Below are 22,689 nucleotides of genomic sequence, written 5' to 3'. Positions count from 1 at the left end.
GGGCCCTTCGAGAACCGGTGCGTACGGCCCTCATCGTACGTCCGCCGAGGATGCTCGGGCCTCTTCTGGCCTGGCCGGACACGCCTGAGGCCATGGGGCATGGCGCTCCACGGAGTGCGCTTCCGCGCCCCGCCACCGGGCCCCGGACGGATTCCGCCGGAAGTTCGCATGCGGTAAAACTTTCCGCCCGTCGGTCTCGAATCCCTTGTGTGAGCGTGTGCCGCAGGCCGAGGGGAGAGGCTCGCCCCCGAGCATCGCCGGGGCTGCGGCAGACACCGGACACCGTCCAGGGAGAGACCTCATGGGACCCGATCCGCTCGACACCGCGGCCGCCCCCGTCGCCGTGGCCCCGGCGCCTGTCGACGGGGTCGACCGAGAGGCGGTCGAGGAGGTGCTGACCCGGCTCATGACGGAGGTCGCCCAGCTGGAATCCGTACCGCCGGACGGCGACTTCTTCCGCGATCTGGGAGCGGACTCGCTGCTCATGGCGCACTTCTGCGCCAGGGTGCGGAAGCAGCCCGGCATGCCACCGCTGTCCATGAAGGACGTGTACCAGCACCCGACGATCAGGAGCCTCAGCGCCGCCCTGACGGCACCGGCCACCGCGCCACCGCACCACGCGCCGGAGACGCGGCGCGAGGCCCCCTGCGACGTACCGGTCCACCTGGCACCCGCCGGCGGCCCCACCGGGCTCGGCCGCCCGCACGTCGTCCTCTGCGGCCTGTTCCAACTGCTGAGCTTCCTGGGCTACGCACTCCTCATCGCGGCCATCGTCACGCGGGGGTACGAGTGGATAACGGCGGGCCACGACCCGGTCGACGACTACCTGCGCTCCCTGGCCTTCGGCGCCGCCGTGCTCGCCATCCTGTGCACCCTGCCCATCGCGGCGAAGTGGCTGCTCATCGGGCGCTGGAAGCCGGGGACGCTCCGCGTCTGGAGCCTCGGCTACATGAGGTTCTGGCTCGTCAAGACACTGCTGCGGGCCAACCCGGTGGTGCTGACGGTGGGCACGCCGCTGTACTCGCTCTACCTGCGCGCACTCGGTGCGCACGTGGGGCGCGGCGTCACCGTCCTGTCCCGCAGCGTGCCCGTCTGCACCGATCTCCTCTCCATCGGCGACCACACGATCGTCCGCAAGGACGCGCTGATCAGCTGCTACCGCGCGCACGACGCCATGATCGAGACCGGCCCCGTCACCCTCGGCCGGGATGTCGTCGTCAGCGAGGCGACGGTCCTGGACATCCGGACGGCGATGGGCGACCGCTCCCAACTCGGGCACGCCTCCTCGCTCCACGCCGGGCAGTCCGTCCCCGAAGCCGAGCACTGGCACGGGTCCCCCGCCCAGCCGTCCGACAGCGACTTCCGGGGAGTCGAGCCGACCCGCTGCGGCGGAGTACGACGCACCCTCCACGGCGTCGGACAGATCCTCTTCGCGACGGCGATCGCCGCGCCCCTGGCCGTCGGCGGCCTGGACGCCGCCCTCTCCAAGACCCCGCAGGTGGCCGCGGTGCTCGAACCCGGGCCGGCTGCCCTCCTCGACCCCGGCTTCTACGCCGGACTGCTCGCGGTCACGGCCCTCGCGTTCTTCGGGTCGATTCCGGTGGTCCTCCTGCTCGTGGCCGGCGTCGCGCGCCTGGCCGGCCGCCTCGTCGTCCCGGGGCGCGTGTACCCGCTCTACGGTTTCCACCACGCCATCCACCGGCTGTCGACGGTCCTGACCAACCGCAGGAGCCTGAACCGACTCTTCGGCGACAGCACGGCCGTCGTGCACTACCTCCGCTGGATCGGCTACGACCTCTCCCGGGTGGAGCAGACCGGTTCGAACTTCGGGACGGTCGTCAAGCACGAGAGTCCTCTGCTGAGCCGTGTGGGCCGGGGGACGATGGTCGCCGACGGCCTCTCGCTGATGAACGCGGACTACTCCAGCACCTCCTTCCGGCTGTCCCCGACCCGCATCGGTGCGCACAACTTTCTGGGCAACGCGATCGCCTACCCCGCGCGGGGGCGGACCGGAGACAACTGCCTGCTGGCCACCAAGGTCATGGTCCCGGTCGACGGGCCGCTCCGGGAGAACGTCGGCCTGCTGGGTTCCCCCAGCTTCGAGATCCCGCGGTCGGTGCTCCGCGACAGCTCCTTCGACGACGTCCGCAGCGGTCCGGAGCTGCGCCGCCGCCTCGCGGCGAAGAACCGGCACAACGCTGTGACCGTGGCCTGGTACCTGATCAGCGCGTGGTTCTACTTCTTCCTCGTCACCGTGCTCTTCGCCGCCGCCGCGGACCTGTACGCCTCGGCCGGGCTGTGGGCGTTCGCCCTGGCCAACGCGGTGCTGCTGCCGTTCACGATCGCCTACTACGTGCTCGTCGAGCGACTCGTCACGCTGTTCGCCCCGCTCGGGCCGCTGTTCTGCTCGATCTACGACGTGCGGTTCTGGAGGCGCGAGCGGTACTGGAAGGTCCCCTCGGAGGCATACCTCCGCGTCCTGAACGGCACACCGTTCAAGAGCGCCGTCTGGCGCCTGCTGGGAGTGCGCGTCGGCAAGGGCGTCTTCGACGACGGCTGCAGCCTGCCGGAGCGGTCCATGGTGACCATTGGCGACGGCTGCACGCTCAACGCCGGCAGTGTCATCCAGTGCCACTCGCAGGAGGACGGCGCCTTCAAGTCGGAGCCGAGCGAGGTGGGCCCGGGGAGCACGCTCGGCGTCGGCGCCTTCGTCCACTACGGCGTGGAGATCGGTGCGCGCGTGCTCCTGGAGGCGGACTGCTTCCTGATGAAGGGCGAGACGGTTCCGGACGACAGCCGCTGGGCCGGGAACCCCGCCCGGCCGATGAACCACGATGCGGACGGAGGCGGGTTCCGATGACGGTCACACGCGACGCGCTGCGCGAGGGCACGCCCTCCGCGACCCGATGGACCACGATTCCCCGCTGGACCACCGCACCGGTGGCAGGCGTGGACGAACGGGCCGTCGAACTCCCCGTCGGCATGGCGCTCGCGCTGGGGGAGCGGGCGAGCGACCTCGGCGTGCCGGTGTCGGCACTCCACCTGGCAGCGCACGCCAAGGTCCTCGCGGCGCTCGCCGGCGAGCGAGCGGTGACCATCGCCCGTCTGACGGCACCGGCGCGGTACGTGCCGTACCGGTCGACCGTCGCTCCCGGGACGTGGCGGGACCTCGTGGCCGCCGCCGCGCGTGAGCAGGAGCTGCCCGGGGACGGCGGACGGCCCGGGACGGACGGCGGAGGGCTCGGGACGGACGGCGGAGGGCTCGGGACGGACGGCGGACCCGGGACGCCGCCTGGAGACGACGGAGTGCCCTGGCCCGACGCCTCGCCCGGGGAGCCGCTCGGAGACGACGGAGCCCCCGGACCGGACGACCCGCCCGTTTCGAGCCCGCGGGGCGGCCCCGAGGTGCTCTTCGATCCGGACGGATACGGGCCCGCCCTGCCGCCCGGCGCGATCCTGTGCGTCACCGTGACGGAGGACGACGGCCGGCCGGTACTGAGATCGCGCTTCCGCACCGACGCGCTCGACGGCGACGCCGCCACCCGAATCGGCGGCTACCACATCACGGCCCTGCGCGGCCTCCTCGACGACCCGGAAGCACGGCACGACACGCAGTGCCTGCTCTCCGACGCGGAGATCCGCTTCCAGGTCGACGGCCTCGCCGGACCTTCGGCGCCGCTGCCGGACCTGAGGTTCCACGAGCTGTTCGAGGAGCGCGTGCGTCGGCACCCGGACCGGGTCGCGGCCGTGCACCGCGGCCGACGGTGGACCTACCGCGACCTGAACTTGCGGGCCAACCGCCTGGCGCGCGCCCTGCTGGCCCGGGGGATGCGGCGCGAGGAGACGGTCGCGGCCGTGCTGCCGCGCGACCTGTACTGGATGGCCGGCGTCCTCGCCGTCCTCAAGGCGGGCGGCACCTACCTGCCCGTGGACCCCGACTATCCGCCGGACCGCATCGCCACGATCCTGCGCCGCGCCGGGTGCCGCCTCGTCCTCAGCGAGCCCGGCAGCAGCGGGAACGCCGACAGGGCGTCCCGGCCGCCTGGCTCGCCCCTCACCGTCGTCGACGCGCCCTCCGTCGCGGAGGCCGGGGGTGACGGCAGCGACCTCGGCATCCCCGTACCCGCCGACGCCCTCGCGTACATCTTCTTCACGTCGGGCTCGACGGGCGAACCCAAGGGAGCGATGGTCGAGCACGCGGGCATGCTCAACCACCTGCTGGCCAAGACCGAGGACCTGCACATCGGCGCGGGATCCGTCGTGGCGCAGACCGCCTCGCAGTGCTTCGACATCTCCGTGTGGCAGCTGCTCGCCGCTCCGCTGGTCGGCGGACGGACGCTCCTGGTCGAGCAGGAGGCCGTCCTGGACGTCCACCGCCTCCTCCGACTCGTCGCGCAGGAGCAGGTCAGCGTGCTCCAGGTCGTGCCCTCCTACCTCGACGTCATGGTCTCGGCCCTGGAGCACACACCCCGCACGCTGCCCAGCCTCCAGTACCTCTCGGCGACCGGCGAGGCGCTGCGGGCCGAGCTGGTGAGACGGTGGTTCCGCGCGCAGCCCGGCAGCAGCCTCGTCAACGCGTACGGACTGACCGAGACGTCCGACGACACCAACCACGACGTGCTGCACCGCGCGCCGGAGGACGGCCGTGTCACCCTGGGGCGGCCGGTCCGGAACGTCCGCGTCTACGTGGTGGACGACGACCTGACCCCGGTCCCGCTCGGAGCCACCGGGACCGTCGCCTTCTCCGGAATCTGCGTCGGGCGCGGCTACGTCAACGACCCGGAACGCACGGCCGCGTGCTACCGCCCCGACCCCCACCGCCCCGGAGAGCGCCTGTACCTCGGAGGCGACCTCGGCCGCTGGCTGCCCGACGGAAGACTGGAGTTCCTGGGGCGCCGCGACGCCCAGGTCAAGATCCGGGGATTCCGCGTGGAGATCGGCGACGTCGAGGCCGCCCTGCTGCGCGTGCCCGGCGTGCGCGACGCCGCGGTCGTGGTCACCGGGCGGACGGGACACGGACGGAACCTCGTCGCCTTCCACAGCGGGGACCCGGAGCTCGGCTCCGACGACCTGCGCCGTCTGCTGGGCGACCTGCTGCCCGCCTACATGGTGCCCGCCGTCTGCCACCGGCAGGACCCGCTTCCCCTGACTCCCAACGGAAAGATCGACCGCAAGGCACTCGGCTCCCTCGCCGCGGCACGGGCCCACGGCGACACCCGTGGCGACGCCCCCCGCCCCGGGACCGAGGAACGACTGGCCCAGGCCTGGGCGGCGGTGCTCGGCACCGATCCCGCCGCGATCGGCCGGGGCGACGGGTTCTTCGACCTCGGCGGAACATCCCTGACCGCCGTACAGCTCGCCGTGGCGCTGGACAGGGTCGTGTCGCTGCGGGATCTGACGGCGGCCCCCACCCTGGCGGACCTCGCCGCCCTCATCGACGCCCGCGCCGCCGACCGATCCGCCGGCGACCGCACCGACGCGGACACCCCCTGACACGCACGACACGAACCAGGAGACCGACATGAGCACCACACTGTTCCCCCGGCACGACGCCCCGGCGACGTCCGGCCCGCCGGAGATCGAGAGCTCGGCAGGGCAGTCGGGAGCGGCCGCATGGGCGGCGGACCACCAGGCCGAGGTGCTCGCCGCCGTCGCCGATCACGGGGCCGCCCTCGTGACCGGCCTCGGTCTGCGCACCGTGCCCGACGTCGTGGCCGTGCTCACCGGGCTGGACCTGCGACCGGCCCGGGAGACCGAGGGCTTCGCCCACCGCACTTCGTACGCCGACGGCCTCTACTCGTCCGCCGCGTGGCCGCCCCAGCGGCCGATGTGCATGCACCACGAGCTGAGCTACGCCGGGCAGTACCCCGGACTGCTGTGCTTCGCCTGCCTGGAGGCCCCCACCTCGGGAGGCGCGACGGCACTGGCCGACGCCGCCGCAGTCCTGGAGGCGCTGCCCGCGGACGAGGTGGCCCGCTTCGAGGAGGAGGGCTGGGTCCTCACCCGGGCCTACCACGACGAGATCGGCGCGACGCTCGCCGAGGCGTTCGGCACCGACGTCGCCGCCGAGGTCGACGCATACTGCCGGGACAACGGCATCGACACGGACTGGCAGCCGGACGGCTCGCTCCGCACGCGCCAGCACCGCGACGCCGTCGTGCGCCATCCGGACACCGGCCGACGCTGCTGGTTCAACCAGATCGCCTTCCTCAACCAGTGGACGATGGACCCGGAGGTCCGCGACTTCCTCGTCGAGGAGTACGGGGTCGACGGACTCCCGTTCAACACCTCCTACGGCAACGGAGACACCATCTCCGCCGACACCGTCGCCCGGATCAACGAGGTGTACGAAGCCCACACCGTCCGCCGCCCCTGGAACGCCGGCGACCTGATGGTGGTCGACAACATCCGCACCGCGCACAGCAGGGAGTCCTACGAGGGACCCCGCGAGGTCGTGGTGGCGATGGCGGACCCGAAGCGGCAGACGCCGCCCGCCGGAGGAGCCGGGAGGGCGGCCTCATGAACAGCGTCCAGCCCCTGTCCGACCGGGCCCGGGCCGTCGAGTCCGTCTCGGTGCCGCCCTTCGCCGTCGTCCCCGGGCGGCAGGTGAAGGAGGTCCTCGACGGCAGGGAGCCGACGGTGCGGGACATCGTCGAGTCGACGTACCACCTGCACGCCGCCGGCGGCACGGTCAACCCCGCCTCGACCTTCCTCCGCTTTCCCGACCGCAGCACGGCGCGCATCATCGCCCTGCCCGCCTCGCTGGCCGGCGACGCCCGGGTCGACGGCCTCAAGTGGATCTCCAGCTTCCCGGGAAACATCAGGTCGGGGATCCCCCGGGCCTCCGCGGTCCTCATCCTGAACGACCCGGTGACCGGATACCCCGTCGCCTGCATGGAGAGTTCCGTCATCAGCGCCGCCCGGACGGCGGCGTCCGCAGCCGCCGCGGCGGACTGGCTCAGCCGAGGCCGCTCGCGTGCCACCCGTGTGGGATTCGTCGGTACCGGACTCATCGCCCGCTACATCCACACCTATCTGCGGAGGACGGGCTGGTCGTTCACCGACACCGGCCTCCACGACCGGTCACAGGAGAGCGCCGCGGGCTTCCGGCTCTACCTGGAGCAGTCCGGAGCCGACGGGAACATCACCGTGTACCCCGACCCCGAGCAACTCGTGCGCAACAGCGACCTGCTGGTCTTCGCCACCGTCGCCGCCGCGCCGCACATCACCGCGAGCTCCTGGTTCGACCACCACCCGGTGGTCCTCCACGTCTCGCTGCGCGACCTCGCCCCACCCGTCCTGCTGTCCGCCACGAACATCGTCGACGACCCGGACCACTGCCTGCGCGCCCAGACGTCCCCGCACCTCACGGAACAGCTGACCGGCAACAGGGACTTCGTCCGCGGCACCCTGGCCGACGTCATGGCGGGCCGGGTCTCCGTACCACCGGACACCACCGCGATCTTCTCGCCGTTCGGTCTCGGCGTCCTCGACCTCGCCGTCGGCAAGTACGTCTACGACCGGCTGGCACAGACCGGCGAACTCGCCGTCGTCGACGACTTCTTCGACGAACTCGGCCGGTACGGCTAGCCCCGCAGGGCCACCCGCCGTCCGGCCTCCGCGCCCGAAGAGGAGAGCACCGTGCCCGTCATCACCGCACCCCACGACTTCAACGAGGACGACCTCTACGTCGACCTCATGCCGACGCTCGGCCGACCGCTCTTCCTGAAGTGCGAAGGCTTCAACTTCGCCGGCTCCATCAAGGTCAAGGCGGCCGCCGAGATGGTCGCCTCGGCCGAACGCAGAGGCGTTCTGACCCCCGATTCGATACTCGTCGAATCGTCCTCCGGCAACCTCGGGGTGGCCCTCAGCGTCATCGCCGCCAGCAAGGGATACGCCTTCGTCTGCGTCACCGACTCGCGCTGCAACCTCACGACCCGACTGCTGATGGAGGCCCTCGGCGCCCGCGTGCACATCGTGTCGGATGCCGGCGACGGCAGCCTGCTGGCCGCACGGCTCAGCGCGGTCCGCGGCCTGTGCGCCTCCGACCCCCGCTACACCTGGCTGAGCCAGTACTCCAACCCGGACAACTGGAGGGCCCACTACCTGCGGACGGCACCCGCGATCGCCCAGGCCTTCCCCCGCATCGACGTCCTCTTCGTGGGCGTGGGCACCACGGGAACCCTGATGGGCTGCGCTCGGTACTTCCGGACCTGGAACCGTCCCGTGCGCATCGTCGCCGTGGACACCGTGGGCTCCGCGATCTTCGGCGACCGCCCGGGACGCCGGATGATCCCCGGACTCGGCATGAGCATGCGGCCCCCGCTGCTCGACCGGACCTACGTGGACGAGGTCGTACGGGTCGAGGAGCCCGACACGATCCGCACCTGCCGTGCCATGGCCACGCGGGGATTCCTCTTCGGCGGATCCACGGGGACGGTGGTCAGCGGTGCGACGGACTGGCTCGACGCGCACGGCGAGGAGAACCTCACCTGTGTGGCGATCGCCCCCGACCTCGGCGAGCGCTACCTCGACACCATCTACCAGTCGAACTGGGTCCAGGCCCTCTACGGCGACGACGTGCTGGACACGGACGCTGCGCCGCGGCCGGGACAGGCGCGGAGCGCGGCCCCCACGCTGCCGCAGGCCTGAGAGCCGCCCCGGCCTCTTCCGGACTCTGCCCCGCCCCCCTCCGAGCTTCGTTGCGGCCGCTGCCTGCGGGAGCGCCTCACGGGCGGTCCTCACCCTTCGTGCCGTCGTCATCAGCGCCGCGTACCGCCGCACGTGATCCCGAGGGAGTTCCCCCCCGGGATCTCCTCTGTCTCTGCTAGGCCTTGGAGCTGATGGGGATGATGCCCAGGGGCTCGGTGGTCGGCTGCTGGGACCCGCCCGCGGGTTCGACGGTGATGCCGACGGCGACCGCGTTGCCCAGGGGGCCGTCGAGGACGCGTGTGGCGCGGTCGCCGGAATCGTGCAGGAGGCCCGCCGGGCGCAGGTCGCCGGCCTCACCCGCGTACCAGAGTTCGTACACCTTGTCGCTCGGCAGCGCCGGGAGGTCGCGCGCGGTGAACGCGGCCTTGGCCTCCGCGCGGGAGACCACGACGGCGGCCTCGGCTCCGTCGGACAGCTCACCCGTGTGCACGGAGGCGTCGGGGGCGGTGAGGATGTCCGCGAAGGCGCCGACCGCGCTGCGGGCCCGCTCCTGGGCCAGAGCCGTCTGCGCGCGTGCCTCGTCCGCCTGCTCGTGCTCCCGGAGGGCGAGCGCGCCGAGGGCGGCCGCCGCCGCGATGCTCGCCGCGAGCGCGAGACGGACCCCGTTGCGGCGCAGAGTGCCCCCGGGACGGGAAGGGACACGGTGCGGGCCCCGGTCCTGGGACGTGCGGGCCACCTGTTCCAGGACACGCGCCCGCAGGTCGTCCGGCACCGGGGCGGTCTCGGCGGCGGCGAGCTCGGCCGCGGTCCGCTCATAGCCGGTGACGTCCCTGCGGCAGTCCTCGCAGCCCGCGAGGTGATTCTCGAAGGCGGCTTCCTCCGCGGGTGACAGCGCGTGGAGGACGTACGCCGCGGCGTCGAGGTGCGGATCCTGTGGCGTGGTCATGATCCGGCCTCCAGACAGGCGCGCAGCTGATCGAGGCCCTTGCGCATGCGGGACTTCACCGTGCCCTCGGGGGAGGACAACGAGCGGGCCACCTCACGACACGTCATCCCCTGGTAGTAGGCGAGCACCAGGGGCACCCGGTGGCGGCGCTCCAGGGCCGCCAGGCAGCGGTGGACGCGGCGACGCTCGTCGAGCCGTTCGACGGTCTCGGCGACCTCGTCGAAGTCCCGGTCCGTCTCGAGCATCCCGGCGCGGACCTCGCGGTCCTTGCTCGCCTGGACGGAGCGCACCCGGTCCACGGCGCGTCGGTGGGCGAGGGTGAGAACCCATGCCTTGGCCGTTCCGCGCTCGGGCCTGAACCGGTCCGCGGTCCGCCACACCTCGATCATGACGTCCTGCGCCACCTCCTCGGCCTGCCCCGCGTCCCGCAGGATGCGGCAGGCCAGCCCCATCACGGGCTGGGCGAGTGCGTCGTAGACGTCGGCGAACGCCTCCCGGTCACCGTTCGCCGCCTGGAGCAGGCGCGCGTCGAGGCCGGAGGTCGGTTCGCGTGAGTGAGGCAATGGTCTTCCCTCATCGAGCCTCGGTGGCCGGTCGCCCGGATGCCTGCCGTCGTGTCGGCCTGTTCGGGGCGGACCGACGTGTCCGACTCTGCCGCCTGTCACGGGGGAGTGCCGGTCGGGCCGCGCCGCCCGGGTGAATCTACGGCGCCCCGGGGCCTTCATGGGGCCTGCGCCGATCGTGTGGTGGGACGGGGACCCGGAGGGTGACGTGCACGGTCTTGCCGCCGATGCGGGGGACGACCCTGACGGAGTCACCGAGGTGGTGCATGATCTTGAGGCCGAAGCCGCCGGGACGGCCGAAGTCCGTGGGCTGGTGGACATCGGGCATGTCCTCGCTGTCGTCGGTGACGGCGATGTCCAGGTACGCGCCGTCCTCGGTCAGGGCCAGCCGGCAGGGGCCACGGGTGTGACGGACGACGTTGGTGACGAGTTCGGACACGATCAGGACGGCGTCGGCCGTTCGGGGGTACGCGGCCGATTCCAGCCATCGGGCCGCGGCCCGACGTGCGATGGCCGGGCTCCGCGCGTCCCAGGGCAGTTCCAGGGCCAGTCGCGTCACGCCGGGCGCCGAGGGTGAGGCGGTGATGGTCATGACTGCTCTCCGGGGGCGAGAACTTCCTGTGTGAGGGATTCGTAGCCGCCCGGACCGCGGATGACGACGGTGACCACGTGCGGGGTGCCCTGTGCGGGGCCCTACCGCCGTCTCCGAGCGTCGGCTCGCGCCCGCCACGAGAATCGGCGGCCTTGCTTCATCCGCCGGATGCCCTGCTCCGAATCCCTGATGACCCGCACGGCGAGACGGCCCTCGCACATCACGGCACGCTCGCCGGGCTCACAGAAGTCGATGAAACGAGGGAGGTGTGTCCGATGACCGCGTCCATACGTGCCCGTCGTCTGGTGGCGAGCGCCGCGGCGGCGGGACTGCTGGCCGGCGGCGCCGCATTCGGGATGTCCGGAACGGCGACCGCGGCACCCGCGCCCGCATCCGTCGCGACCGTGGTGGCCGGTGACCACCACGACCACCACGACCGGTGCGAGTGGAAGAAGGGGCACTGGGAGAAGAAGTGGGTGAAGGGCCACTGGGAGAAGAAGTGGGTCCACCACAAGACGTGGCACCCCGGCCACCACGACAAGCACGGTGACTGGCACAAGGGCTACTGGAGCCACGACCGCCAGTACAAGTGGGTCTACGTCCCCGCCCACTGGGACCACCACTGGGTGAAGGGCCACTGGGACTGCCACCACCGGTGACGGGTCGATCCGCACTCCTGCCGCAGTGAGGGCCGGGCACATGTGCCCGGCCCTCACTCTTCGGACGGCCGCGGTCCCGGCGGCTGGCGGGACCGCGGCCGATGCGAGCGGGAGCGGGTCAGACGGTGGCGGCCAGCCAGCCGATGGTCTCGGTGGTGTGCTTCCCGTCGCTCTTGGTGGCGCCGGCGTACACCTCGTTCAGACGGATGAGGAAGCCGCTGGTGGTGACGTCGTGGATGCGGATGCCGGGTGTCTCCGGGCCGTTGAACGTCTGGGTCAGGGGCAGTACAACGACGCTGGAGCCGGGCGGGAACGGCGTGGGGAACGTGACACGGGTGAAGGTCGACGTGTTGCCGCCGGCCGTCTCGATCGCGTTGTCGGACTTCAGGTCGATCTTGCCGGTCTGGATGAAGCTCATCACTGACTTCCTGATCTAGGAGGTTGCGCGGCCGACGACGCCGGCCGACGCAAGGCTGCTCCGGAGACCGCCCGAATATGCCGAGGTCATACGGACGAGTGATCGCGTTCCGGCCACCGTCGAAGACCCGGCCGCAGCCCCGGCCGCCACCCCGGCCTGAGCCCCCCGCACGGAGGGCAGAAGGAGCTGACCCCGGGTCAGATCAGGCCGGTTCGCCTGGCCACGCCCTCGGACAGCTTCATCCGTTCGTGCCCCTTCTCGCCGACCCTCTCCAGGACCGCGGCGACCAGCGACTCGACCAGGGCGAGCGCGGGCGTGAGGCTGTCGTACGGCGAGCCCGACGTCACCTGAGTGGTGAAGACGACGTCCGCGTGGGCGGCGGCCGGCGAGAGCCACGGGTCGGTGAAGACGATGACCTTGCCGCCCCGCTCGCGGGCCAGTTCGGCGATGACGGTCTTGTCGGCCTCGTAGCGCCGGTAGTCGAACAGCACGGTGACATCACGCCGTGCGAGCTGGGTGAGGAACGAGGTCCGCTCGACGTCCCGGTCGGGAAGGAACTGCACCTGGTCGCGGAACTGCGTCAGGTGCAGGCCCAGGTAGTGGGCCAGGAGATGGGTGAACCTGCCGCCCGCGACGTGGATGCGCCGACGGGGATCGCTCAGCAGCTGCACCGCGTCGTCGAACTCGTGCGGAGCGACCTCGCCGAAGGTCTGCGACACCGCCTGCTGCACCACGGTCAGGTCCGCCCCGAGCCGGGGGTCGGCAGTCTCTCCGGACTGGTCCCGGGTGCCGTGCCGGTGAGCCTCGGAGTGCTCGTACAGGGTGATGGGGGATGCCGTGCGCGCGTCGAGTTCGGCACGCAGGGCCGCCTGCAGGTCGGGGAAACCCTTGAAGCCCAGACGGGAGGCGCAGCGCAGGACCGTGGGAGCGGACACGGAGGCGCGATCGGCGATCGTGGCGACCGTCTCGAAGACCGCTGCCGGGTAGCCGGCCAGCAGGACCCGCGCGACCTTGCGTTCGGCCGGGCTCAGGTCTCCCAGCCTCTTGCGGATCTCGTCTGCCAGCGTCGTGCTGCTCATCGGGTGCCTCTCCGGTGTGTTCCGATCGCGGTGATCCGCCCGCCGCATCCGGCCGTCATCAGAACCTGATCAGCGTGCGTCGAATGTACCGCCTGTTACGTGCGCCCTGCGGGGGCCCCGAGTGACGATCCGGGAGTGCGACGGACTCCTTCCTCCGCCGCCGGTCCCGCGGCGGAGCGTCAGCTCTTGGTGAGCGTGCAGGCGTAGGCGGAGGATCCGGAACCGCTGTACGCCTCGATGTCGACGTAGTAGGTGCCCGTTCCGGAGGCGGTCCTGGTGAAGGCGACGGACTCGTCCGCGCCGGCGCCGTTGTCGACGGAGCGCTCGAGGGTGCCGCCGGAGGAGTCGAGCCAGTAGAGATCGGCGTCGTAGGCGCCGGGGACGGCGCACTGCACGGACGCCGTCTGACCCGAGCGGAGGCTCACCTTGAAGTAGTCGCGGTCACCGGCCGACTTCATGGAGCCGTTGAGGGTGGCGGGGGAGGAGAGGCCGGTGGCGTCGTCGGCCGTGTCCCGGGTGCCGTTCGGTTCGGTCTCGGTGAGGCTGCCGCCCGACGGGGAGCCGCAGCTGCTCACCGGGGTGCCGCTGTAGAGGTGGGGGTCGGGGACCCCGTTGGTGACGCTGCGCAGGTAGTACCCGCAGGTGGGTCGGTTTCTGAAGTCGAACGTCGTGCCCGGGGTGAGTCGCCAGATCTTGAAGTTCGAATAGGTCAGCGGCTTCCTGTCCACGGCCTGCTCGGGCTGGTGGTCGGCGAGGATCACGTAGGCGTCCTTTCCGTACTCGGTGGCCATGCCGTTGCGGTCGATGAACAGCGACCCGCCGCCCTCCTCGACTCCGACGGCCCAGGCCGCTCCACCGGAGGTCAGCCCGTCCTTCACCGCGCGGGCGGCGAACGCCATGCTCCTGCCCATGCGGTCACGCGTGACGAAGTGGGAGTCGTTGATGACCCCGCCGTAGTCACCCCACTGGAACATGCCGGTGGTGAAGCTGACGTAGCGGTCGTAGGGATTCGCCAGCGCCTCGCCGCTGGTCACGCTGCCGTTGCAGGCGTCGTAGACGACGGGGCTGTTGACGTGGTGTCCGGCGCTGCCGCCGCCGGATCCGCCGCCCTTGGCCACCACGGACTCCACGGAGGCTTCGAGCGCGGTTCCCTTCCAGGCGGCGTACCGGCACTGGTCGCCGCCGGCGAAGTACACGAACTCGGCGTTGCGTATGTCGGTGTTGACCTGGCTGTTGTTGCCGTCGCTCGCCGCGGTGAGGGTCCAGGTCGTACAGGAGTTGACCCCGTTCAGGCCCATGACGGTGTCGCACTCGGGCGTCTGGCTGCCGGAGCCCGGTGCCGAGCCGGCGAGCACGACGACGTCGATGCTGCCCGTCCCGCCGCGGATCTCCGCGATCGCCCTGTTCATGGAGGCGGCGACGACGCCCCCGGCCCCGTTCATCGTGAACGCGGGGCCGTTCCACGAGGCGCGGCTGACGTCGGCGGCCGAACCGAGCCGCACGCGGTCGGCGGCGGCTTCGGCGGGCTGCGGGGCGGTGACGGACATGGCCAGCGTCAGCAGTGTGACGGCCAACGCCGGGGCGGTTCCGCGAGTGAGGGGTGACGTCATGACGCGCTCCAGTGGACGGAGGGACGGGGGCGGCGCGGTGCTCGACGGCGCCGAAGACGGCCTCGGCCGGATGCGATCCGGGCCGTCGGGTTGGTAGCGGAACTTACAACCTGTCGCGCTGCACCGGAAGATGTACGGCCGAAGTCGCCGTCCTCGCCGTCTTGCAGCCCCCTTGAGTCTGCTCTGAACTGCGCCTATGTACTCCCGTCCTCTCTGAGGAGGTGGCGTTACGGCAACGTAACGCGCGATACATCTGGTCAATCTCTCCTTTCGTCTGTAACTTCCGTGCTGTGAACCGGCGGCTCGAAACCGTCGGCCGAATTCCCGAGAGGTTCGACCCGATGAACGCTCGCGTTACCCGACGCCTCGCTGCTGTCGTCGTCACGACCACGGCCCTCGCCACGCTCGCCGCGTGCGGAGACACCGACCCCGCCCCGGCCGCCGGCGGAACCGTCACCGTCAGCGGAGTCCAGATCAAGAAGGACCCCGCGCTCCACGCGATGCTGCCGGACAGCATCAGGAAGGCGGGGAAGGTCCGTGTCGCCACCGACGTGCCCTACCCGCCGTTCGAGATGTTCGTGAAGGAGGGCGGAACCGAACTGACCGGCCTCGACTACGACCTGGGCCAGGCCCTCGGGGGCAAGCTCGGCGTGACCTTCGCCTTCACTCCGCAGAAGTTCGACGGCATCGTCCCCGCGATCCAGGCCGGCAAGTACGACGCCGCCATGTCGGCCATCACCGACAACAAGGAGCGCCAGCAGGTCGTCGACTTCGTCGACTACTCCCAGTCGGGATCCGGCATCCTCGTCGGCAACGACAACCCGGCCAAGATCGCCGACCTGGACGACCTGTGCGGCAAGAAGGTCGCCGTTCAGACCGCCACCAACCAGCTCGACCTCCTCAAGGAGCACCAGGCCGAGTGCGCCGAAGCGGGCAAGGGGCGCATGGAGATCCAGACCTTCCCCAAGGACTCCGACGCACAGCTCGCGCTGCGCTCCGGCAAGGTCGTGGCGCAGGTCCTGACGAAGCCGGCCGCCGGCTGGGTCGCCAAGACCGCCGACGGAGGCAAGGCCTTCGACCTCGTCGAGGACCCGGCCGCGCCCGGCGGCTACAACGCCTCGCCCAACGGCATCGCCGTCAGCAAGCAGCAGCCCGAACTGACCGACGCGATCCAGAAGGCCCTCCAGGCCCTCATCGACGACGGCACCGTCGACAAGATCTACGGCACGTACGGCGTCGCCTCGATCGCGCTCAAGGAAGCCACCAGGAACGCGGCGGTCGACTGACGATGACCGACACCTCGACCCCCCTCAAGGCGACCGCCACGGCCGAACCGCCCGCCCAGGACCTCGAAGTGGTGCCGGTCCGCAACTACGGGCGCTGGATCGCCGCCACAGCATCGATCCTGGCCCTCGTCGGGCTCATCGGCTCCCTGGCGAAGAACGACAACCTGCACTGGGACGTCGTCGGGACGTACCTCTTCGCCGACCTGATCTTCGACGGCCTCGCGACGACGCTCTGGCTCACGGCCGCCGCCATGGCACTCGGCCTCGGCCTCGGCACCCTCATCGCGGTGATGAGACTGTCCACGAGCCCCGTGCTCTACGGACTGGCCAACGCCTTCGTATGGGTCTTCCGTGGCACGCCGCTCCTCGTCCAGATCATCTTCTGGGGCTACGCGGCAGCGCTCTACAAGTACGTGAAGATCGGTGTCCCGTTCACCGACGTCACCTTCTTCCAGGCTGAGACGAACTCCCTCCTCACCCCCGCCGTCGCCGCCCTGCTCGCGCTCGGCCTGAACGAGGCCGCCTACGCCTCCGAGATCGTCCGGGCCGGCATCCAGTCCGTCGACCACGGCCAGGCCGAAGCCGCCCACTCCCTCGGCATGCGGCCCGCGCTCACCATGCGACGGATCGTCCTGCCCCAGGCCATGCGCGTCATCATCCCGCCGATGGGCAACGAGACCATCAACATGCTCAAGATGACCGCCCTGGTGTCGGTCATCTCCGCCCACGACCTCATGTCGAACATCCAGGACGTGTACGCGCAGAACTACCAGGTCATCCCGATGCTGGTGGTCGCCAGCCTCTGGTACCTCGCGCTCGTCACCCTGCTCGGCATCCCCCAGGCATGGCTGGAACGCCGGTACGGACGCGGCACCGCCCAGGCCGGCCGCGTCTCCCCGCTCCAGCGGATGCTGGGAGGAACGGCGGGCCTGATCGGCAGGAACAGCAAGGAGACGAGCCGATGAACGCCCCCATGGTGCGCGCCGAAGGCGTGCGCAAGAACTTCGGGAAGCTCGAGGTCCTTCAGGGGATCGACCTCACGGTCGAGCAGGGGCAGGTCTGCTGCCTCCTCGGTCCGTCCGGCTCGGGGAAGTCCACCTTCCTGCGCTGCATCAACCACCTGGAGAAGGTGGACGGTGGCAGACTCACCGTCGACGGAGAGCTCGTCGGCTACCGGCAGCACGGTAACAAGCTGCACGAACTGCGCGAGCGGGAGGTGGCCGAGCGCCGCCGCGACATCGGAATGGTCTTCCAGCGCTTCAACCTCTTCCCCCACATGACGGCCGCCGAGAACGTCATGGAGGCCCCGATCCGCGTGGGCCGGGTGTCCAAGGAGGAAGCCCGCGAGCGGGCACGGCGACTCCTCGCACAGGTCGGCCTCGGCGACCGTGCGGGGCACTACCCGGCGCAGTTGTCCGGCGGCCAGCAACAGCGGGTGGCCATCGCCCGGGCCCTGGCCATGAAGCCCAAACTCATGCTGTTCGACGAGCCCACCTCCGCCCTCGACCCCGAACTCGTCGGCGACGTCCTCGACGTCATGCGCGACCTCGCCGCCGACGGCATGACCATGGTCGTCGTCACCCACGAGATCGGCTTCGCCCGTGAGGTCGGCGACACCGCGGTCTTCATGGACCAGGGAGTCGTCGTCGAAGCCGGCGACCCGCGACACGTACTCGTCGACCCGGAGCAGGAACGCACCCGCGCCTTCCTCTCCAAGGTCCTGTGAGCGCGCCCCCTCGTCAGCGGCTCAGCGCGGAGCTGCTGACCCTGGCACAGGGACGCCAGGACCAGTACCTGACCGATCTTCGGGAACTCGTCTCCATCGACTCCGGCTCCTACAGCCCGGACGGCGTCGACAAGGTCGCCGACTGGGTCCAGGAACGCCTTCTCCGACTCGGGTTCGACGTCGAGCGCGTCCGCTTCCCGGTCGACCACCGCTACCGGGCCGGTGACGCGGTCATCGGGCGCAAGCGGGGTCGCCTCGACCCCGCAGGGAACGGGCGCAGGATCCTCCTCGCCGCGCACATGGACACCGTCTTCGACGACGGCACCGCGACCGACCGGCCGTTCCACCTGAACGGCTCGATCGCACACGGCCCCGGAGTCAGCGACGACAAGGGCGGACTCCTGGCCGGACTCACCGCACTGGAGGTCCTCCAGGAGGCCTCCGTCCAGGACTTCGGAGAACTGGTGTTCCTCGCCACTCCCGACGAGGAGATCGGCTCACAGGTCAGCAGGCCCCTCATCGAACAGACCGCGCGCGGCATGCACTACGGCCTCGGCCTCGAGTGCGCCCGGGAGAACGGCGACCTCGTCGTCGCCCGCAAGGGCGTCGCCGACTTCCGCCTGACCGTCACGGGCCGCGCCGCGCACGCCGGGATCGAGCCGGAACGCGGAGCCAACGCGGCCCTCGCCGCCGCCCATCTCACCGTGGAACTGCAAGGCCTCAACGGACACTGGGACGACGTCACCCTCAACGTCGGCGTCGTCCGCGCCGGCACCCGCCCCAACATCGTGTGCCCCGAGGCCGAACTGCACATCGAGGTACGCGCCGCCACCGCGGCCGACATGCAGCGCGCCATTCGGGCCATCCACCAGGCCGCGGCCCACCCCGCCGTGCCCGGAACCGCGATCACGGTCGAGCAGATCGACCTCTGCCCGCCGATGGAGGACACTCCCGCCTCACGGCGCATGTTCGACGCGGCGTGCAAGGCGGCCGCCGAGTACGGGGTGCGCCTGGGCGCGGCGGCCACCGGGGGAGTCGGAGACGCCAACCTCATCGCCGGCACGGGAGTCCCGACCCTCGACGGCCTCGGTCCGGTCGGAGGCGCCGACCACACTCCCGGCGAATGGCTCGACACCTCCAGCGTTCCGCACCGCGTCGCGATGCTGGCCTGCCTGATCGCCTCGCTCGGCACCGCCGGCAACGACTGACCGCACGCCGAGCGGACCCCCACCCCGGCCGCCCGCCACCACACCGCCCCCGGCTCGCCTTCCCGCCGCCCCGACGCGGCACGACGGGGCTTTCCTGCGGACGCCCCGCAGCCCCGGCCACCCCACCCGCACCGCCCACGGAGGCATCATGCGCGTACGTCCCCGACCCGCCCGCCGCGTCGTCCTCGCCGGCAGTACCGCCCTCGTCCTCGCCCTCCTCACCGCCGTCCCCGCGGCGCAGGCGACCCCTGCCCGCCCCCACCACCCCGGCTCCCTCGTGCTGGTGGGCGGCGGGCTCAAGGACGACAACAGCCAGGTCTACGGCGAGATCATCAAGCGCGCCGGCGGCTCCACGGCCCGTATCGGCGTCATCACCGCCGCTTCGGTGCCCGAGAGCCAGGACCCCGACGCCGCGGATCCGGACCGGTGCAGCAACTCCGCCTGCAACGGCGCCTACTACGCCGACCTGTTCAAGAAGCACGGCGCCGCCGACGCGCAGTGGATCCCCATCGACCTCGACCACATCGCGAACGCGGAATCCGCCAGCGTGGTCGCCCAGGTCAACGGCATGACGGGCTTCTTCTTCGGCGGCGGCGACCAGTACCGCTACGTCACCACGCTCCTCAACGGCGACCGGCACACGGACTCCGGAGTCCTCGCCGCCATCCGGGCCAAGCTCGCCCGGGGCGCCGTCGTCGCCGGATCGTCCGCCGGCGCCCAGATCGCCTCCGGACGCGACATGGTCACCGGCGGAGAGTCCTACGAAGGACTCCGCGACGGCAGCAGCCCCGGCTACTTCGACGACGCGACCCGCCTCGGATACCTCCCCCGGGGAGGCTTCGGCTTCCTGCGCTCCGGCCTCGTCGACACCCACACCGGCGCCTACGGCCGGGAGGGGCGCGCCCTGCGTCTCGCCGCCGACACCCACCACGACCGCGTCTACGCCCTCGAGGAGAACACCGCCCTCGTCGTCGACGACCCCGGCACCAGACACGAGCGCCTGTCCGTCCTCGGCCCCAACGGCGTCGCCGTCCTCGACCTGCGCCGGGCACACGCCGACGACACTCCGGCCGGCTGGTCCCTGCACAACGCCCGCTACTCCTACCTCACCCACGGCGACCGTTACCTCGCACGCACCTGGTCCGCGGTCCCGGCATCCGGCAAGAAGCGGCTGGTTCCCCGCGACACCACCCCCGTACCGGAGAACCCCGACGTCTTCTCCTCGGCGGCCAACCCCGACGGCAGGCCCTACGCGTTCCGCGGCACCGCCCGCGCCCTCGCCGTACGCACCCAGAACCGGGCCACGGCGACGACCTACGAGACGCAGCCGGGCTTCACCGTCACCTTGACCAAGCCCCACGGATTCACGGCGTGGTCCGCCACCGAGAGCGACCCGCAGACCCTGATCGGCCTGCAGATCGGCATCTCGCCCAGGTAGCCGACGCCGTGCTCCGCGAGGGCGGGAGGACCGCCCTCGCGGAGCCCGACCGCGCCACGCTGAGGAGCCACGGCCCGCGCCGTCCCGACGCCGCTCCCGCCGAGGCCGGCGCCGTGACCCCGCAGGCGTGGCCGATACGTGGGCCCAGGGGCTCGCGCGTTCCCCTCGGATCAGTCCTCGCTGCTCCACTGCCGGCCCGGCGCGTAGGAGCCGAAGCTCCACTCGTGGCCCTCCGGATCGAGCACGCGTGCCCGTCTGCTGCCCCAGTCGGTGTCCTCGGGCGCGAGGACGGATCGTCCGCCTGCCTGGACGGCCCGGTTGTAGAGGTCGTCCACGTTCCGGGTGACGAGGTACAGCCCGCCACCGGTGGAGTCGCCCTTGAGCGCGGGAACGTCATAGGCGGCGTTCGAGGTGGCGAGCATGACGACTGCCTGCCCGAGGCGCAGCTCGGCATGGACGACCCGGCCGTTGTCGTCGGCCTGCCGCGCGACGCTCTCGAAGCCCAGGTGCTCGAGCCAGCGCATTCCGGCGGGTGCGTCGTCGAAGCTCAGGTAGGCGTGCAGTGTCACATCCGGTTCCATGGCCGAGAGCTCCTCTGCTTCCGCGTCGCCACAGCCGTAGCCGTCGAGCACGGGCTGGTGGCCGAACCGCCTGTGCGGTGCTTCCGATGACTCTTCCGCCGACGCTCGCGTTCGGATGCACCGCACCGGAATCCGTGGGGTCCTCGACACGGGCTGTTTTCGAGGGACAAGAACGCCCGGAACAAGGGGGAACAGCATGGTTCACAGCCGAATGGAGGTCTCGCCGGCGGACAGTCAGCGCATGCGCTGGAAGCTTGGCGGGGCCGGGTGGGCGACCTGGTCGTGGTCGGTCGGCGGTTCGGAGCAGACGGTTCTCGCCTCGTACGTGGGGCCTGAGGCTCTGGCCGGTTTCATGGAAGGTGTCCGGTCTCTGCTCCTGTGATGCGGGGCTACCTTCGTGACGTTCTTCGGCGAGCCGAACGGGACTCGCGTCTTCTTCAACCAGTCGGAGAACCTGGTCTTCGTGCAGATCGTGGAGTACGCGCATCTGCGTGAGCCGTCGACCTGGTGGTCGGACGGGGGTGTGGGCGGATCGCGTACCGGTGGAGGCGTTCGTCGACGCCTTCCTGGTCATGATCGAGGAACTGCTCTCCGAGCACGGGACCGACGGCTACAGGAAGCGCTGGGGCTCAGACTTCCCCGCGTCGGAGTGGGCGGCCCTTCAGGCGGCGTGCAGCCCTCGCGCACTCCAGAGCAGCCGTACCGTCGGCAACCGACGGTCTCTGGCCGGGAGTCAGCCGGATTCGTCCGATGCCGCCGGAAGGACGGAACCAGGAGCCGCCAGGGCCGCGAGCTCCAGGGACCGCAGCATCGCCTCGCGGTCCGCCGGCTCGTGCTCGTCCGCGGCGGCGGCCGCGTACAGCACCTCCTGGATCTCGGCGGCCGTCAGGCTGCGCGCCTCGGCCGCGGCCAGCAGGCCGTCCGCCCGGCCGCGGGGCAGGCCGCGCTCGGAGGCGATCAGATCGCGCAGCAACTCCTCGCGCACCGCGAAGCGGCTCATGCCGCAGTCGAGGCCGTCGTCGTCCAGGTCGGCCGGATAGGGCGCACGCGCCCAGGCGCCCTTCTCGTACCAGTACACGCAGCCCAGCTCCCAGCCCTCCGAGAGCGCGCGCAGGTGTGCGTACGGCAGCCAGTCCGGCGCCTGTGCCAGCATGTCGACGGCGGGCTTGTGCCACTTCACGGCGCTGGACTCGTCCTCGCCGTACAGCAGGTAGCGCCCCTCACCCAGCCGCTCGAACGTCCACCAGGTGCTGCCGCGATCGTCGAGATGCAGACCCCGGTCGTCGATCCACGTGCCGCCACGGTGGACGCCCCGGGCCTCGGCCCCGGCCGTGGCCTCCAGCACGGCGACCAGGGCCCAGCGCGCCCAGAGCACATCGGCTGCGGGCAGGTTCTCCGGCCGCCCGGGCCTGTCGATCGCCATCACGTCCCCCCGTCCGTCCCGCTTCGGTGCAGCGCCGCGTCACGGCAGCACCATGATCGTAGAACAGCCCCGGTCCCACCCGCATCCGTCCGTCCCGGGCCGGCCGAACAACCAGAGGACAGCGCTCGTACGCGGCAGTGAAAGCGACCGCACGACGGCGACGGACGCCGAGTTCCGCAAGCATTCTGCCGATGCGAGGGGTGAGCGATTCCTTACGGAGGACGACCGATGATCGTCAAGAAGCTTCATGAAGCCGGACTGCGCAGTGAACACGCCTACGCGGCTGCCCTGGGATCGATCGTGTTGTCCTTCGTCTCCTGGTCGGCCTCCAGCAGGCGCGAGGACATCGAGCGGGCTGACCGGTGGGGGATATTCGTCGGGGAATGGGCGCCGACGTTCTTCGGTCTCGGACTGGCTCTGGCCACCTACGAGCGAAGCGAGACCGAGTCCCCGTACACGTTCGACCCGGCCCGCTGACACGACAGCACCGGTATGGGGAGTCGCAGGC

General features: G+C 71.2%; 20 protein-coding genes. 12 read left to right on the top strand and 8 right to left on the bottom strand.

Annotated features, from left to right (window positions below; genetic code table 11):
- The first annotated feature begins 301 nt into the window (after window positions 1–301).
- From ACF09E_RS12510 to sbnA, 5 genes are read left to right on the top strand one after another with little or no spacing between them, the layout of a single operon-like run.
- Complete coding sequence (locus tag ACF09E_RS12510) at window positions 302–2,860, top strand: Pls/PosA family non-ribosomal peptide synthetase (RefSeq protein WP_392205146.1); 2,559 nt, start codon at window positions 302–304, stop codon at window positions 2,858–2,860.
- On the top strand, window positions 2,857–5,493 hold the full coding sequence (locus ACF09E_RS12505) for an amino acid adenylation domain-containing protein (protein WP_392205145.1): 2,637 nt from the start codon (window positions 2,857–2,859) through the stop codon (window positions 5,491–5,493). The genes ACF09E_RS12510 and ACF09E_RS12505 overlap by 4 nt, the downstream gene beginning before the upstream one ends.
- Window positions 5,494–5,521: 28 nt before the next feature.
- Window positions 5,522–6,523: a TauD/TfdA family dioxygenase gene (locus ACF09E_RS12500; RefSeq protein WP_392205144.1), complete on the top strand. Its 1,002-nt coding sequence runs from the start codon at window positions 5,522–5,524 to the stop codon at window positions 6,521–6,523.
- Window positions 6,520–7,590 (top strand): 2,3-diaminopropionate biosynthesis protein SbnB, encoded by a 1,071-nt coding sequence (gene sbnB / locus ACF09E_RS12495; protein ID WP_392205143.1) that lies wholly within the window; start codon window positions 6,520–6,522, stop codon window positions 7,588–7,590. Before ACF09E_RS12500 ends, sbnB begins: the two co-directional genes overlap by 4 nt.
- Window positions 7,591–7,641: 51 nt before the next feature.
- Window positions 7,642–8,652, top strand: a complete 1,011-nt coding sequence (gene sbnA, locus ACF09E_RS12490) for a 2,3-diaminopropionate biosynthesis protein SbnA (RefSeq protein WP_392205142.1) — start codon at window positions 7,642–7,644, stop codon at window positions 8,650–8,652.
- A gap of 175 nt (window positions 8,653–8,827) precedes the next feature.
- Here the strand turns inward: sbnA and ACF09E_RS12485 are convergent, their stop codons facing one another.
- The 3 genes from ACF09E_RS12485 to ACF09E_RS12475 all read right to left on the bottom strand — a co-directional run bounded on the left by ACF09E_RS12485 (window position 8,828) and on the right by ACF09E_RS12475 (window position 10,753).
- Window positions 8,828–9,598, bottom strand: a complete 771-nt coding sequence (locus ACF09E_RS12485; RefSeq protein ID WP_392205141.1) for an anti-sigma factor domain-containing protein — start codon at window positions 9,596–9,598, stop codon at window positions 8,828–8,830.
- Window positions 9,595–10,161 carry an ECF RNA polymerase sigma factor SigK gene (gene sigK, locus ACF09E_RS12480; RefSeq protein ID WP_392205140.1) on the bottom strand — a complete coding sequence of 189 codons (567 nt, stop codon included), beginning with the start codon at window positions 10,159–10,161 and terminating at the stop codon, window positions 9,595–9,597. The genes ACF09E_RS12485 and sigK overlap by 4 nt, the downstream gene beginning before the upstream one ends.
- Window positions 10,162–10,300: 139 nt before the next feature.
- Complete coding sequence (locus tag ACF09E_RS12475) at window positions 10,301–10,753, bottom strand: ATP-binding protein (RefSeq protein ID WP_392205139.1); 453 nt, start codon at window positions 10,751–10,753, stop codon at window positions 10,301–10,303.
- A 275-nt stretch (window positions 10,754–11,028) separates the two neighbouring features.
- On the opposite strand from ACF09E_RS12475, the gene ACF09E_RS12470 reads away from it, so the two are divergent.
- Window positions 11,029–11,412, top strand: coding sequence for a hypothetical protein (locus ACF09E_RS12470; protein WP_392205138.1), 384 nt, complete (start codon window positions 11,029–11,031; stop codon window positions 11,410–11,412).
- A 118-nt stretch (window positions 11,413–11,530) separates the two neighbouring features.
- On the opposite strand, the gene ACF09E_RS12465 is transcribed toward ACF09E_RS12470, so the two are convergent.
- The 3 genes from ACF09E_RS12465 to ACF09E_RS12455 form a co-directional block, all read right to left on the bottom strand.
- A complete protein-coding gene (locus ACF09E_RS12465; RefSeq protein ID WP_355655046.1) occupies window positions 11,531–11,830 on the bottom strand; it encodes a hypothetical protein in 300 nt (99 codons plus the stop codon).
- A 197-nt stretch (window positions 11,831–12,027) separates the two neighbouring features.
- The gene (locus ACF09E_RS12460; protein ID WP_392205137.1) at window positions 12,028–12,909 is read right to left on the bottom strand and encodes a MurR/RpiR family transcriptional regulator; all 882 of its coding nucleotides are present in this window, start codon (window positions 12,907–12,909) and stop codon (window positions 12,028–12,030) included.
- A gap of 179 nt (window positions 12,910–13,088) precedes the next feature.
- On the bottom strand, window positions 13,089–14,483 hold the full coding sequence (locus ACF09E_RS12455) for a pre-peptidase C-terminal domain-containing protein (protein ID WP_392205136.1): 1,395 nt from the start codon (window positions 14,481–14,483) through the stop codon (window positions 13,089–13,091).
- A gap of 377 nt (window positions 14,484–14,860) precedes the next feature.
- On the opposite strand from ACF09E_RS12455, the gene ACF09E_RS12450 reads away from it, so the two are divergent.
- The 5 genes from ACF09E_RS12450 to ACF09E_RS12430 all read left to right on the top strand — a co-directional run bounded on the left by ACF09E_RS12450 (window position 14,861) and on the right by ACF09E_RS12430 (window position 20,177).
- The gene (locus ACF09E_RS12450; RefSeq protein ID WP_392205135.1) at window positions 14,861–15,805 is read left to right on the top strand and encodes an ABC transporter substrate-binding protein; all 945 of its coding nucleotides are present in this window, start codon (window positions 14,861–14,863) and stop codon (window positions 15,803–15,805) included.
- Window positions 15,806–15,807: 2 nt separating this feature from the next.
- Window positions 15,808–16,770 carry an amino acid ABC transporter permease gene (locus ACF09E_RS12445; RefSeq protein ID WP_392205134.1) on the top strand — a complete coding sequence of 321 codons (963 nt, stop codon included), beginning with the start codon at window positions 15,808–15,810 and terminating at the stop codon, window positions 16,768–16,770.
- The gene (locus ACF09E_RS12440) at window positions 16,767–17,531 is read left to right on the top strand and encodes an amino acid ABC transporter ATP-binding protein (RefSeq protein WP_392205133.1); all 765 of its coding nucleotides are present in this window, start codon (window positions 16,767–16,769) and stop codon (window positions 17,529–17,531) included. The genes ACF09E_RS12445 and ACF09E_RS12440 overlap by 4 nt, the downstream gene beginning before the upstream one ends.
- Complete coding sequence (locus ACF09E_RS12435; RefSeq protein ID WP_392205132.1) at window positions 17,528–18,739, top strand: M20 family metallopeptidase; 1,212 nt, start codon at window positions 17,528–17,530, stop codon at window positions 18,737–18,739. The genes ACF09E_RS12440 and ACF09E_RS12435 overlap by 4 nt, the downstream gene beginning before the upstream one ends.
- 148 nt (window positions 18,740–18,887) lie before the next feature.
- The gene (locus tag ACF09E_RS12430; RefSeq protein WP_392205131.1) at window positions 18,888–20,177 is read left to right on the top strand and encodes a cyanophycinase; all 1,290 of its coding nucleotides are present in this window, start codon (window positions 18,888–18,890) and stop codon (window positions 20,175–20,177) included.
- 170 nt (window positions 20,178–20,347) lie between these two features.
- Here the strand turns inward: ACF09E_RS12430 and ACF09E_RS12425 are convergent, their stop codons facing one another.
- Together ACF09E_RS12425 and ACF09E_RS12420 are read right to left on the bottom strand one after the other, a co-directional pair.
- A complete protein-coding gene (locus ACF09E_RS12425; RefSeq protein WP_392205130.1) occupies window positions 20,348–20,758 on the bottom strand; it encodes a VOC family protein in 411 nt (136 codons plus the stop codon).
- Window positions 20,759–21,491: 733 nt separating this feature from the next.
- Window positions 21,492–22,181, bottom strand: coding sequence for a hypothetical protein (locus tag ACF09E_RS12420; RefSeq protein ID WP_392205129.1), 690 nt, complete (start codon window positions 22,179–22,181; stop codon window positions 21,492–21,494).
- A gap of 228 nt (window positions 22,182–22,409) precedes the next feature.
- Between ACF09E_RS12420 and ACF09E_RS12415 the strand changes: the two genes are divergently transcribed.
- A complete protein-coding gene (locus ACF09E_RS12415) occupies window positions 22,410–22,658 on the top strand; it encodes a hypothetical protein (protein WP_392205128.1) in 249 nt (82 codons plus the stop codon).
- Window positions 22,659–22,689: the final 31 nt, after the last annotated feature.

The organism is Streptomyces sp. NPDC014891 (assembly GCF_043081085.1).
Lineage (GTDB): Bacteria > Actinomycetota > Actinomycetes > Streptomycetales > Streptomycetaceae > Streptomyces.
The sequence above is the reverse complement of the archived record's forward strand: the minus strand, read 5'-3'. Positions and strand labels throughout refer to the sequence as shown.

Excerpts from the sequence above, each read along its gene's own strand:
- ACF09E_RS12440 (WP_392205133.1), top strand. The coding sequence starts at position 16,767 with ATGAACGCCCCCATGGTGCGCGCCGAAGGCGTGCGCAAGAACTTCGGG.
- ACF09E_RS12450 (WP_392205135.1), top strand. The coding sequence starts at position 14,861 with ATGAACGCTCGCGTTACCCGACGCCTCGCTGCTGTCGTCGTCACGACC.
- ACF09E_RS12470 (WP_392205138.1), top strand. The coding sequence starts at position 11,029 with ATGACCGCGTCCATACGTGCCCGTCGTCTGGTGGCGAGCGCCGCGGCG.
- ACF09E_RS12460 (WP_392205137.1), bottom strand. The coding sequence starts at position 12,909 with ATGAGCAGCACGACGCTGGCAGACGAGATCCGCAAGAGGCTGGGAGAC.
- ACF09E_RS12420 (WP_392205129.1), bottom strand. The coding sequence starts at position 22,181 with ATGGCGATCGACAGGCCCGGGCGGCCGGAGAACCTGCCCGCAGCCGAT.
- ACF09E_RS12510 (WP_392205146.1), top strand. The coding sequence starts at position 302 with ATGGGACCCGATCCGCTCGACACCGCGGCCGCCCCCGTCGCCGTGGCC.
- ACF09E_RS12475 (WP_392205139.1), bottom strand. The coding sequence starts at position 10,753 with ATGACCATCACCGCCTCACCCTCGGCGCCCGGCGTGACGCGACTGGCC.
- ACF09E_RS12505 (WP_392205145.1), top strand. The coding sequence starts at position 2,857 with ATGACGGTCACACGCGACGCGCTGCGCGAGGGCACGCCCTCCGCGACC.
- ACF09E_RS12445 (WP_392205134.1), top strand. The coding sequence starts at position 15,808 with ATGACCGACACCTCGACCCCCCTCAAGGCGACCGCCACGGCCGAACCG.
- ACF09E_RS12430 (WP_392205131.1), top strand. The coding sequence starts at position 18,888 with ATGCGCGTACGTCCCCGACCCGCCCGCCGCGTCGTCCTCGCCGGCAGT.
- sbnB (WP_392205143.1), top strand. The coding sequence starts at position 6,520 with ATGAACAGCGTCCAGCCCCTGTCCGACCGGGCCCGGGCCGTCGAGTCC.
- ACF09E_RS12500 (WP_392205144.1), top strand. The coding sequence starts at position 5,522 with ATGAGCACCACACTGTTCCCCCGGCACGACGCCCCGGCGACGTCCGGC.
- ACF09E_RS12485 (WP_392205141.1), bottom strand. The coding sequence starts at position 9,598 with ATGACCACGCCACAGGATCCGCACCTCGACGCCGCGGCGTACGTCCTC.
- ACF09E_RS12425 (WP_392205130.1), bottom strand. The coding sequence starts at position 20,758 with ATGGAACCGGATGTGACACTGCACGCCTACCTGAGCTTCGACGACGCA.
- ACF09E_RS12465 (WP_355655046.1), bottom strand. The coding sequence starts at position 11,830 with ATGAGCTTCATCCAGACCGGCAAGATCGACCTGAAGTCCGACAACGCG.
- ACF09E_RS12415 (WP_392205128.1), top strand. The coding sequence starts at position 22,410 with ATGATCGTCAAGAAGCTTCATGAAGCCGGACTGCGCAGTGAACACGCC.